An 11,792-nucleotide genomic window follows, 5' to 3' on the forward strand; every position below is an offset into this window, starting at 1 on the left:
CCATGCACCTTGTTCCCATGCTCTTGTGTGGGAATGTAATTGTTGGGCTTTGTTCCTCAGCGCCAACCTTCCATACACCTTGTTCCTACGCTCCTAAATGGGAACGGACTTAAGCTGTAATTCTTACTGACGGAGTTGTAAAAAGTTCATTTTCTGAGAAGCTGAAAAGTTGGGCTGGATACCAACAATCACGACTAGTAACGGTCTCCGCGGTATATTTTCAACTGGCATTGTCCTTGCGTTTAATTCTGGTAGTTACCTTCAGCGCTTAAAACATAATTGTGATTAGCGCTCAACTTATCAGGAGGCCAAACCAATGCAAAATTCAGCAACAGAAAATAGAAAGTCCCTGGAAGGCAAAACAATTGCGTTTCTCGTCACTGACGGCTTTGAACAAGTGGAATTAACGACACCCTGGGAGCAGATCAAGCTTGCAGGCGCCGAAACGGAATTGATAGCTTTGAAAGATGGCAAAGTCCAAGGCTTTAATCATCTCGATAAAGGCGATGCGTTTCAGGTGGATAAAACCGTCGCTGATGCATCAGCCGAAGATTATGATGGCTTGGTACTGCCAGGCGGCGTAGCCAACCCGGATGCGCTTCGCACGAACCAAAATGCAGTCGAGTTTGTTCGGGCATTTTTTACCGAAAAGAAACCCGTAGCTGTGATCTGTCATGGCCCTTGGACGCTAGTAGAGGCTGATGTTGTTCACGGGCGGAAACTCACATCCTGGCCAAGCCTGCGTACCGATATTCAGAATGCAGGTGGCAACTGGGTGGATCAGGAAGTCGTGGTGGATCAAGGGCTGGTGAGCAGCCGGAAACCTGATGATCTCGAAGCGTTCTGCAGCAAAGCCATTGAGGAATTCGCCGAAGGCAAACATCAACGCCAGCGGACCTGATTAGCCGGATTAGATATCGAAAATGGGGCGGGTTTATTTTAGTTAATTAAATAAATCTGCCCTTTTTTTTAAGTTAGTTGATCCCCGGGTTTTTAAAAATAGGGTAGGTTGGGTTGAGTCTACGAAACCCAACAATCTCCAAAGGATCCCAAAATAACACAGCGAAATCATAAGCCTATAAAGCTGAATAACCGCCTGATTCTTGTAAATTCATCAAATTTTAGGAGAAAAATATGGCTATTCCAATTAAAGATAAAAATTATGATTTAATTAGCGTCGTCTACCATGCAGCTCAGGGAAGCGAGATCTGCAGACAATATATAGAAGATGCACAAAATGAGGGGGATGAAGCCCTTGCTCAATTTTTCAGAGAAGTTCAGGAGCAAAATCAGCGATTAGTAGAAAAAGGAAAAGAGCTTCTGAAGAAGAGCTACTGAAAAGAACCAGTAAATTCTCTATTTAATCAAAGAGGCCAGACTTTTTTGAATTTAAATAGGCATTATCTGTATTTCAAATGCGTCTGACCTCTTTGTTAAATTTTGAACTTATTCCTAAAAACCGTGTAGGGGGGAGTTTACGAAACCCAACAATTAGATAACGTTGCGTCATTTATGAAATATTGGGTTTCATGCTTCAACCCAACCTACGGGATCGGTCTCTTTTTATTGTTGATCGTTTGATGTATCCGTCAATTTATGTTCAATACCATGTAACTAATAACGACATAACGCAGAAATTTACCCGCAGTCACCAAGATAAGAAACCACTTTAAGCGAACCCGCAAAACACCTGCCATAACGGTTAATGGGTCACCGATTATTGGAACCCAGGCAAAACACAACGCAAACATGCCGTATTTAACAAAACGCTGTTCTGCTCGCACGAAATCATCTTCCGACATCCTTAACCACTTTTTTACCACAACCAAGCTAGCCCAGTAACCTAGAGCATAGTTTGTGAGTGAACCCAAAACATTTCCTATTGTGGCAATGATGACTAGCGTAATAGGTGATAAACCACTCAGCAATAAAGCACTCAAAACAATTTCTGAGCTTAACGGTAAAATCGTTGCAGCTAAAAATGCAGAGATGAAAAGACCAATATGTCCGAGTTCTAAGAAATATTCCATGATGCTTAATGTCTGTAGCAAGGGAAAAAATTGCAATTAATGGCGTCAGATACCATTGATTGTTGTGAAGTGAATTTCAATCGAGTTGATCCCTTTGATCTCTCTGGATTTATAAATAGGGTAGGTTGGGTTGAGTTTACGAAACCCAACAATCTCCGGACTTTCAAACATCCTGACCCCATTGATTTTTGAGGCGTAACTTAACAATATACTGAGTTTCAATATTGTTCACTAGAAATGTGGCTACATGTTGCGTAACGCGACAAATTGTCGCATACTCTTGCCATAAATATTCATCGTATTGATGAACCCAAAACATAGAGATGAAAGGTATTAAATATGGCTACTAGCGTAAGACTGGATGATGAGTTTGTTACTGAGGCCAGAGTTCATGCAGAAGCAGAAAGCCGCTCCTTACCTAAGCAAATAGAGTATTGGGCAAAAATTGGCCAAATCATGATCGACAACCCGGACTTGTCGTATGAATTTGTACGTGAATCTTTATTGGCGACCGAAGAAGTCAAACAAGGATTAGTTAAACCTTATGTCAGAAGAACAAAACGAAATTAATGTTTATGAATCGCGACGATTTGAGAAAGCCATTAAAAAGCTGACAGAAGCGCAACTCAAAGTGGTTGAAGATGAGATAGAAAAAATCATTGAAGACCCTGAAATAGGGGAGCAGAAAAAAGGCGATTTAGCTTTTTTGAGAGTGCACAAATTCCAACTTGATAAACAACTGGCTCTTTTAGGTTACTCGTGGATCGAAGACAGGCTTGAGATATACCTGCTTCAACTAGGTTCTCACGAAAACTTCTATAAAAAGATGAAAGGGCAGCGAAAAGTTGATCAGAAACTGATTAAATCTTAGTAAATCAATGCTGATGAAGGAGACAGTTAGAGTCGGACTAATTGATTAGATATATCCACTATTTTTTCAAGTTGGCTGACCCCTTGAACCGCATAAATGAGGTCAGTTACCATTGATAGTTGTGAATTTAATTTGAATCGACTCTGATCCCTTTGATCTCTCTGGATTTATAAATAGGGTAGGTTGGGTTGAGTTTACGAAACCCAACAATCTCGTGAGCAATTAATCAAGCGTGGAAATTGAATCTGCCCCTTTTGATTTGAATATTTTCAAGTTTGCAAACGTCTTCATTTTCCTAAATTACAACTGCTCCCTAAAGTTTAAATAGGCTCTCAAATAACGCCTGCAGCTTATTGTGTCCCAGACTATTCATTAGTGCCACGTTTCGTATTGGAATTTGATCGACATCAGGATATTCCACAATAGCTCGCTCAAGACTCGCCTCCCGAATAAGGTGCAACAAGGGGTAGGGAGAGCGGTTTGTATAATTCTCAGCATCGTCCGGATTTGTGCCGCCAAATTGGTAATCTGGATGAAAACTGGCGATCTGATAGGTACCTTCCAGTCCCATTTCCAAAAGGAGGTTATCGGCATTACTCAAAAACTGATTGTAGTCATAAAAGTCCTGCAATACATTTGGGTGAATCAGCAGCGTAGTTTCAACTGACGGATCACTATTGAGCAGTTCCAGCTCGTCTTGCAGTGACATCAACAATTGCTCTTCCGTAATCGCTCTTGTGGTAGCAAATCGCACCCGATTGTTCAGCATCTCATACTTAGCAAATGGGCAAAGATTCATTTCCATCACAAAAGTGTTAACCCACTGCTGGACCGATATAACAATTTCCTCGTCATTTCGGATCTCACTTGGTCGTGATAATTTCTTCATTCGTCTTTCATATATCGTCATCCAAAATCAAACACTCTGACACTATTGATTCATTGTTTTCAAGTTGGCTGACCTCCTTGATAACTTTGATGTTTAGAACGGTATATCATCATCGTATTAATCTGGTTCCACTTGAGCTTTAGGCTGAAGTGTATCTTCGTTTTTCAATAGTTCATCAACACCCAGCTCAGTGATTGAATATGAGTAATAATCATAACCATCCTGTGGATCAGTTTCTATGGTTTTGCTTATTAGGCCCATACGCTCGAGTTTAATAGATGATATTTGAAGAATAGATTCGCTTACGCCCCTAAAGTTATTAGATATTCTATGGAATGGAAGCCCAACTGGGTCTGCAACGTGACTTTGTAGACAAGCAGCCAAAAATTTGTAGTCTTGTTCTTTTAGTTCATAGTTGGCTGGATTAGCAATTAGTGCTCTGGATTCGGAAAGACTAGCGTGGTTTATTAGTCCTATGCGTATTAGTTCCGCTTTAATTAACGAGCAGGCCCTATTAGTTGCCGAAACCAAATCGCCATCAGATCGGTTCGCATCATAATCAGCCGGAGTCACGCCCAACAGATCAGTTGGTAAGTGCATATCTGTATCACGAGGCTTAAGCACAAAAGACCTGGACTTTCCAATTGCGCCTACAAATAGCCCCATTTCAAATATTACGTTATCCCTAACAACATGTTCTTTTCGATTTCTGATTGTTGTAATGTCGTCAGGCGCAAAAATAAACAGTGCAAAATCTACAGTGGAGGATTTTTCTACAAGATCCTCGATTGTTGAGGAGGAAAGTTTGAAAGTCCCACTTTTCCAGATGGTAACCTCAAAATCGTGGTCTAAATTGACATTCACGGCCTCGGCTATTGGAAGACTCTCAAGCGAGGACGCTATAAATAATCGTGGTTTTCTCAACTCATGATCTCCGTACTTGATTGAGTGTTATATATCATCGCTACGTCAAATTAAGACAGCCGAAATAATCGAAAGAAATACAGAATAATGCATCAAATTTTTTTAGCTTCGTTCTTAGACTTTTTAATTAAGTCTTTTCGCCACTCCGAGAGCAAAAAACATAAATTACTGTACCCAAGCTCGTTTTCAATAATTTCTTGAACTTCTTTTAGCGGGAATTCATTTTCCGAAGTAATTGAATAAGTTGCCAAAGTTTGGCTCGTTAAGTTATTGGGCCAGAGAGCACCCCATTCATCACGGTGCTTAAAATAATTCGCAGCAGCATTTATGAGTTCGATAGCTGAAAAATTATTCCTTGAAGAACTATGATCTCGATATGCTTCAATTTTGCTAAGTGCTTTAAGTCCAAAATCTTCTCGAATTTTATTTATATCGTTTAAGCACCCTACACAATATGCCTGACATGCAACTAAGAGGGAACCAAAAAGGACTTCACCATATTCGTTCAACCAAAGTCCATCAAACCAAGGCTCGTTTTCGTTTCTCTCAACGAGCTTATTTAGCCCTCCCATGAGAATGTCTTCTACATCAGTCAAGGGGCCTAAGCCGTAATCAGCTTCTAACATATGATGCATCTCATGCCCTCTAAAAACTTACTGCAAAGTTAGGAGCGCTGCCCGCTGATAAGCACGTTTATAATGAATTCAGAGTAAAAATTAAAATTTTCAAGTTGGCTGACCCCTTGATGTGTTTTAGTTCTTTAACTTATGCCTAAGCGAAATATGAAGTGCAGCGGAAAACTTGTCCGACAGCAGCGCTTGTTAGCCGACGGTTACTCCGTTGACCGAATAAATGTTCTATATTCCAAATAGTCAAAGTCTTCCCCTAGAACTTCATCACATCTTTCTTTGATTAACCTATGGTCATATTTTGCCCCTCGCCTATCATACGTCTGCGAGTTGTTCTGTGCTTTTACCATGAAGTCAGTTAGTGCTTCTTGATCATAATCCTTAATGTAATCTCTTATTGCTTTATAGAACCTAGTATCCGCATCATCATAATCTACGCTAGTGGCGTAGTATGAATTAAGTATTTTTTTACTCAGCAGACTCCATTCAGGTGAGTCAGACATATTAATTAAACTTGATATGTCTGAGTCTTGAAGCGTTGGATACGCATCACTTACAATCCATCCAATTAAATCATCGCAATGCTGCTCAATGGACTCTTTTAGAAAATAGCAAAGGCATCTTGAGCTGCTATTGTTTTCGCATATGTGAGCTATAATCATTTTTGCTGCATCATTAAGTGCAGTGTGGATCACTGGCTTCCTTGACAGGAAGTAAATCAAAAATGTGGCAGGCGTCCCAGAATTAGCAATGTTTGCGTAGTAATCTTTATCAGACTCAATATCAGTTAATATTTTCTCATATGACCTCTCATAAATTATTTCTAGAGCCCAGTAGTTAATTGCTCTGTTCTTTTCACATTCTTCATTTTGCACACGAAAAACAAGCTTCCATAGCGACCTGAATAAGCTCATCTCAACATTGATATCAATTCGAGAAAGATACTTACTTTCGAGATATTTCTTTAGTTTCTCTTTATCAATAAGTACAGCAGAAGAGGCGGATATATCATTTATAAACTCTTGAAATATTTGTCGTGTATATATAGGAGGCTTAATCAAAACACCATCAAGAGTGTTTCTTATAAGTGCGCGGACTGTTTCCCTATTTGGTCGGTGTAATTCATACCCTTGCGTCAAAACAGGGTGTGCCGACAAATGCCTTTGGCGCTGCAAGTGCATAAGGTTTTCAAAATCTGAAATATCAATAATTGCAGTCTTTTCTTTTACTAGTTCTACGAGCTTTATTTCCCAGTCAGAAGAGCGTTCATTAGCTGACTGCATCGCTTTAACTTCATCCAAGATTGACTCGGCTATGGTGTCAGAGTACATGTCGACCATGTGTTTAACTTTAAATAATAAGTCACATACAGCAACAGACCAAAGCATAACAACAGAAGATCTATAGCTGCCATCCCTATAGGAGGTAACCACCTCTGAAAAATACTCTTTTGTTTTTTTGTGATATATCTTTTCTTGCTTTGACTCAATTGAATATTCGTCCATCGATCCTTCCTGTCTAATTTGACCGGCTAACGTCATGCTTTGCGGCAATTTTGTAACCGCGAAGCGTGTAAAAATTGTCCGGCAAGAGCGCCTTGTTAGTTGTATTTCTCAAGTACATCTGCTGCCTTCATCAAGTCTTCAATTTCGTTCTTTAAGTCAACAGCGACTTGGTATTGATTGCATGTATTATTAAGCTTTCCAAGTTTCAAAAGCTCCAAGATGGAACAGTATGCAACCTCTTCTGTAGTGAGCTCGCGTTTCACATTCATCAATGAATCTGTTAGTTCCGCAAGCTCATCGCAATCCTTCTTATCGGGACTTAGGTTAACCTTGCAAACGTTTTCATGAAGTTGAGATATCCAGGTAAATTCCGCTCTTAGCTGGTGTGCTGCCAAGAGACTTATCAGCGTGACAACAAAAATCAAGCCGACTAACCAATAGAGACCTTTTATATATTTCATGTACTTCTCGAACAAAGCCGATGACAACTAACAGCATGTTAATTAAGGCCTTCGGCCTCATAATAATTATTATCAAGCGGCCATCTAATTCTGACTCCGCCATTGTTGGATTATCTAACTGTTTGAATAATAGTTAAATAAATCATCCCAAGAAAGCCTAATTAAAATTAAAAGGCCAATGGCCCGAAAAATATAAAATAAAAAGGCGATTTATAAACTTACTTCTCAAACTGCCTCTTCAACAAAACATACAAAGCCCCAGTCCCACCATCTTCAATCGTTGCACTGCAAAAGGCCAATACGGAATCACTTTGCCTGAGCCAGTGATTGAGTTTGCTTTTTAAAACGGGTTTGTTCTCACGTGATCCCCAGCCTTTGCCGTGAATGATTCGAATGCATCTAATCTTTTCTTGCTGACATTGTTCGAGAAAATGGGAGAGGGTGGGTTCGGCTTTGGCGAGGGTGAGACCGTGTAAATCAAGTTCGGCTTCGAGATGCACTCTGCCACTTTTCAGTTTGGCGAATTGGCGGTTTTGAATGCCGTCCCCACGATATTCCAGATATTCTTCATTACCCACGGTTTCGGGAGCGAACAGGCTGGAAAACTCGCTTTGATCATTCACCAGATCACTAGGGATATGCTTTCTGACTTTGGGTTGAGGCGGTGGTTTTATATGCAGTAATTTATCGTGTTTGATAGGCTCGGCGTCGCTCATTTCAGCACGAAATAATTCCAGTTCCTCATCAATGTTTTTATCTTTGCTCATATCAATATCTGTTTTTTGAGAAACGGTTCGTTAATCAGCCTAATCGCTTACATCAAAATCATAACATCTGGGATACGATTCAAACGTTATTGATTTTACTTATTAGCTCTGATGAGGGATGAGATATGGGCTTACAGGATCGGGATTACTACTGGGAAAAACAGCAAAGTACAGCTAAGGCTAAATCTTCGCGAATAAAACGCGCCAGTAAACCTATTGGTACAGCAAACCAACCGCCGGATTTGCTGGACATGCTGTCGGGGATTTCTTTTGCAAAATACTTTTTTATTCTTGTTGTTCTAGGCTGTGCGGGCTTTTTTCTCTATCCCATGCTTTGATTTTTTCAATCACTGATTTGCTTAAAGGCAAATTAGTGGATTAAGATAATTTCCACTTGTCGGGGTGCCACTCTGAATTTTCAGAAATGGCTGAGATGAAACCCGTTGAACCTGAAGAGGCTAGAACCTCCGTAGGAAACAAGCCGGAATGCCGGTACGTCTGATTGTCTGACTGTAGCCGCCGTGTATCTCCATCACCTTGTTCGCGAAAGCGCAACGTCTTCATTTCCCCCGACCTTTTTATTCTAATCAGGGGAAAGCACATGTCATCAGCCAGTCCAAAAGTCATTGATATTACGGGCCGTAGCGGCATTACTACCAAGCCGTTACCGGGTTCTGAAAAAATCTATATTACCGGTAGCCGTGATGATATCAGGGTGCCATTTCGTCAAATTTCTCTGACCGATACTCCGAACCGTGATCCGAATCTGCCGGGTGAGCCGAATGATCCGGTCATGGTGTATGACACGTCGGGTATTTATACCGATCCCACTGAAACCATCGATCTGGAAAAAGGCTTAACGCCGATTCGTCAGCAGTGGATTGAAGAGCGTGACGATACCGAAGTGTTACCGGCGTTCAGTTCTAACTTTACCCGTGACCAGGATGATCAGGAATTTGATATTCCGCTGTTCACCAATCGTCGTCTGCCACGCAAAGCCAAACCAGGTAAGAACGTCAGCCAGATGCACTATGCACGTCAGGGCATCATCACCCCGGAAATGGAATATATCGCCATTCGTGAAAGCATGGGCCGTGCAGCATTGCAGGCCAAAGGCGAATTGCCAGCTGATAAACCGAATCACATCACCCCGGAATTTGTCCGGAAAGAAGTCGCTGAAGGTCGGGCGATTATTCCAGCCAATATCAATCACCCTGAAGCTGAGCCGATGATTATCGGTCGTAACTTTCTGGTGAAAATCAACGCCAATATCGGTAACTCTGCCACCACATCTTCGATTGAAGAAGAAGTCGAAAAAATGGTCTGGAGCACCCGTTGGGGCGGCGACACGGTAATGGATTTGTCGACTGGTAAACATATTCACCAGACCCGTGAATGGATTTTGCGTAATTCACCTGTGCCAATCGGCACCGTGCCGTTGTATCAGGCATTGGAAAAGGTCAACGGTGTGGCCGAAGATCTGACCTGGGAAGTATTTCGTGACACCTTAATTGAACAAGCCGAGCAGGGCGTCAGCTATTTTACGATTCATGCCGGTATCCGTCTGGCACATATTCCGCTGACCGTTAACCGTACTACCGGTATTGTGTCGCGTGGCGGTTCGATTATGGCAGCCTGGTGTCTGGCACACCATGAAGAAAGCTTTTTGTACACGCACTTTGAAGATATCTGCGAAATCATGAAAGCCTACGATGTGTCGTTCTCGCTGGGTGATGGTTTACGTCCTGGTTCACAAGCTGATGCCAACGACGAAGCCCAGTTTGCTGAACTGCGTACTTTAGGTGAATTAACGCATATTGCCTGGAAACATGATGTACAGGTAATGATCGAAGGGCCGGGTCATGTGCCGATGCACAAGATCAAGGAAAACATGGATCTGCAACTGGAAGTTTGCCACGAAGCGCCTTTCTATACCTTAGGGCCATTGGTTACGGATATTGCTCCGGGTTATGACCACATTACCTCGGGCATTGGTGCGGCGATGATTGGCTGGTTTGGTACGGCAATGCTGTGTTACGTGACGCCTAAAGAACATCTGGGTTTGCCGAACAAAGATGACGTTAAAGTCGGCATTATTACTTACAAAATTGCTGCCCATGCTGCTGATTTGGCCAAGGGTCATCCAGGTGCAAATGAACGTGATGATGCGATTTCCAAGGCACGTTTTGAATTCCGTTGGGAAGATCAATTCAATCTGGGGCTGGACCCGGATACAGCAAGGGCTTTCCATGATGAAACCCTGCCAAAACCCAGTGCCAAAGTAGCGCATTTCTGTTCCATGTGCGGACCGAAATTCTGCTCAATGAAAATTTCACATGATGTGAAAGAAGCGTTTGCTGAAAAGTCGGAAGAGTTTAAGGCGGCTGGTAGCAAAATCTATCATCAGGTTTGATTGGGCTGGATTTAGAAGGCTATGAAGCATTATCTGATTATCGGTAGTGGTCTTATCGGACGCCTGACAGGCTGGCGCCTGATTCAGGCCGGCCATGCCGTGACGATCCTGTCATCAGACGATAAAGCCGGTACTGACAGTGCCGGTTTTATTGCAGCTTCAATGATCGCGCCGTTTACCGAAGCAGTCACGGCAGATCGGTCGATTCGTGATCTGGGCATTCAAAGTCAGGCGCTGTGGGATAAATGGCTGCCAGAGTTTGATAAGCCGGTGTTTTATCCGAAAACCGGAACACTGGTGGTGGCACATGAGGGGGATAAGGCTGAACTGTCACGTTATCAGCGTCGTGCTGCGCATATTTTGGAGGTGACTGATTATCAGCAAATTGATGCTCAGCAGTTACAAAACCTGTCACCTGAATTGGCAGAAAACTTTCAGTCAGCATTGTATTTTCCGCAAGAGAGTTGTCTGGATAACCGCCAGTTTTATCAGCAGGTTGGTGAGTTTCTAACCGAACACGCCAACTGGCAAACCATTGAACCGATTGAAACGTTAACTAATGCCACATTGGAACAAGTGTGTCAGCAAACTTTGGGACATTCGCTGGATAGATTTACCTCAGTGATGGATTGCCGGGGAAATGGCAGTAAGTCAGATATTAGTGATTTACGCGGAGTTCGTGGTGAGGTGCTGCGAGTCTATGCACCGGAAGTGAATCTGCAACAGTGCGTGCGGTTAATGCATCCACGTTATCCGCTGTATCTGGCGCCACGACCTGACCAGCAATATGTGATTGGCGCAACGGTGATTGAATCGGAAGATCGGTCACCGGTCAGTGTGCGAAGTGCCATGGAATTGCTATCCGCGCTTTACAGCATTCATAAAGGTTTTGCTGAAGCCCGGGTATTGGAAATGCGGGCACATTGCCGACCAGCATTACCTGATCATTTACCAACCATTCGCCAGCAGGAGTGGGGGTATCAAATCAACGGATTGTACCGGCATGGTTATTTGCTGGGCCCGGTGATGGTCGATCAATTACTGACAAAATTATCAGAACAAACAGATTCGGGAGTGCGTTATGCAAGCTGAGTCGATTCAACCTGTTTCACTTATTTTGAATGAACTGCCAATAGAAACGACAAACACAAATTTGCAGGCTTTTCTGGCTGAGCATGGCTGGGAGCAGGGCCGGTTTGTGGTGGTGATTAATGACAATATTATCGCCAAGTCGGCACATTCAACCTTTCAATTATCAGCTGGCGATCGCATTGATGTGCTGTCGCCGATCAGTGGAGGCTGA

At 42.5% G+C, this 11,792-nt stretch carries 15 protein-coding genes and 1 riboswitch; of the genes, 8 read left to right on the plus strand and 7 right to left on the minus strand.

Features of this window, described 5'->3' with window-relative positions; genetic code table 11:
* Positions 1 to 316: 316 nt before the first annotated feature.
* Both B3M51_RS07685 and B3M51_RS07690 read left to right on the plus strand, forming a co-directional pair.
* Positions 317 to 901 carry a type 1 glutamine amidotransferase domain-containing protein gene (locus tag B3M51_RS07685; RefSeq protein WP_292758042.1) on the plus strand — a complete coding sequence of 195 codons (585 nt, stop codon included), beginning with the start codon at positions 317 to 319 and terminating at the stop codon, positions 899 to 901.
* A gap of 233 nt (positions 902 to 1,134) precedes the next feature.
* Positions 1,135 to 1,338 (plus strand): hypothetical protein, encoded by a 204-nt coding sequence (locus B3M51_RS07690; protein WP_292758044.1) that lies wholly within the window; start codon positions 1,135 to 1,137, stop codon positions 1,336 to 1,338.
* 251 nt (positions 1,339 to 1,589) lie between these two features.
* Here B3M51_RS07690 and B3M51_RS07695 read toward each other — a convergent pair whose 3' ends face one another.
* A complete protein-coding gene (locus tag B3M51_RS07695) occupies positions 1,590 to 2,030 on the minus strand; it encodes a YqaA family protein (RefSeq protein ID WP_292758046.1) in 441 nt (146 codons plus the stop codon).
* Between the two features lie 339 nt (positions 2,031 to 2,369).
* Between B3M51_RS07695 and B3M51_RS07700 the strand changes: the two genes are divergently transcribed.
* Both B3M51_RS07700 and B3M51_RS07705 read left to right on the plus strand, forming a co-directional pair.
* Positions 2,370 to 2,600 carry a TA system antitoxin ParD family protein gene (locus B3M51_RS07700; protein ID WP_292482150.1) on the plus strand — a complete coding sequence of 77 codons (231 nt, stop codon included), beginning with the start codon at positions 2,370 to 2,372 and terminating at the stop codon, positions 2,598 to 2,600.
* Entirely contained in the window at positions 2,575 to 2,901 is a 327-nt protein-coding gene (locus B3M51_RS07705) for a type II toxin-antitoxin system RelE/ParE family toxin (protein ID WP_292758048.1), read from the plus strand. The genes B3M51_RS07700 and B3M51_RS07705 overlap by 26 nt, the downstream gene beginning before the upstream one ends.
* Positions 2,902 to 3,214: 313 nt before the next feature.
* Here B3M51_RS07705 and B3M51_RS07710 read toward each other — a convergent pair whose 3' ends face one another.
* From B3M51_RS07710 to B3M51_RS07735, 6 genes are all read right to left on the minus strand, one after another.
* Complete coding sequence (locus tag B3M51_RS07710; RefSeq protein ID WP_292758050.1) at positions 3,215 to 3,790, minus strand: DUF1415 domain-containing protein; 576 nt, start codon at positions 3,788 to 3,790, stop codon at positions 3,215 to 3,217.
* Between the two features lie 117 nt (positions 3,791 to 3,907).
* The gene (locus B3M51_RS07715; RefSeq protein ID WP_292758052.1) at positions 3,908 to 4,714 is read right to left on the minus strand and encodes a nucleotide-binding protein; all 807 of its coding nucleotides are present in this window, start codon (positions 4,712 to 4,714) and stop codon (positions 3,908 to 3,910) included.
* Positions 4,715 to 4,806: 92 nt separating this feature from the next.
* A complete protein-coding gene (locus tag B3M51_RS07720; RefSeq protein WP_292758054.1) occupies positions 4,807 to 5,340 on the minus strand; it encodes a hypothetical protein in 534 nt (177 codons plus the stop codon).
* Positions 5,341 to 5,546: 206 nt separating this feature from the next.
* A complete protein-coding gene (locus B3M51_RS07725; protein WP_292758056.1) occupies positions 5,547 to 6,848 on the minus strand; it encodes a hypothetical protein in 1,302 nt (433 codons plus the stop codon).
* 95 nt (positions 6,849 to 6,943) lie between these two features.
* Entirely contained in the window at positions 6,944 to 7,309 is a 366-nt protein-coding gene (locus tag B3M51_RS07730; RefSeq protein WP_292758058.1) for a hypothetical protein, read from the minus strand.
* Between the two features lie 218 nt (positions 7,310 to 7,527).
* Positions 7,528 to 8,076: a Smr/MutS family protein gene (locus B3M51_RS07735; protein WP_292758060.1), complete on the minus strand. Its 549-nt coding sequence runs from the start codon at positions 8,074 to 8,076 to the stop codon at positions 7,528 to 7,530.
* 125 nt (positions 8,077 to 8,201) lie between these two features.
* Here B3M51_RS07735 and B3M51_RS07740 point away from each other — a divergent pair, with 125 nt between their 5' ends.
* The 4 genes from B3M51_RS07740 to thiS all read left to right on the plus strand — a co-directional run bounded on the left by B3M51_RS07740 (position 8,202) and on the right by thiS (position 11,792).
* On the plus strand, positions 8,202 to 8,414 hold the full coding sequence (locus tag B3M51_RS07740; RefSeq protein ID WP_292758062.1) for a hypothetical protein: 213 nt from the start codon (positions 8,202 to 8,204) through the stop codon (positions 8,412 to 8,414).
* 50 nt (positions 8,415 to 8,464) lie between these two features.
* A riboswitch (TPP riboswitch) is annotated at positions 8,465 to 8,569 on the plus strand.
* 108 nt (positions 8,570 to 8,677) lie between these two features.
* Complete coding sequence (thiC, locus tag B3M51_RS07745) at positions 8,678 to 10,489, plus strand: phosphomethylpyrimidine synthase ThiC (protein WP_292758064.1); 1,812 nt, start codon at positions 8,678 to 8,680, stop codon at positions 10,487 to 10,489.
* A 21-nt stretch (positions 10,490 to 10,510) separates the two neighbouring features.
* Positions 10,511 to 11,581: an NAD(P)/FAD-dependent oxidoreductase gene (locus B3M51_RS07750; RefSeq protein ID WP_292758066.1), complete on the plus strand. Its 1,071-nt coding sequence runs from the start codon at positions 10,511 to 10,513 to the stop codon at positions 11,579 to 11,581.
* Positions 11,571 to 11,792, plus strand: a complete 222-nt coding sequence (gene thiS, locus B3M51_RS07755) for a sulfur carrier protein ThiS (RefSeq protein WP_292482123.1) — start codon at positions 11,571 to 11,573, stop codon at positions 11,790 to 11,792. Before B3M51_RS07750 ends, thiS begins: the two co-directional genes overlap by 11 nt.

The organism is Methylophaga sp. UBA2689 (genome assembly GCA_002354555.1).
Taxonomy (GTDB): domain Bacteria; phylum Pseudomonadota; class Gammaproteobacteria; order Nitrosococcales; family Methylophagaceae; genus Methylophaga.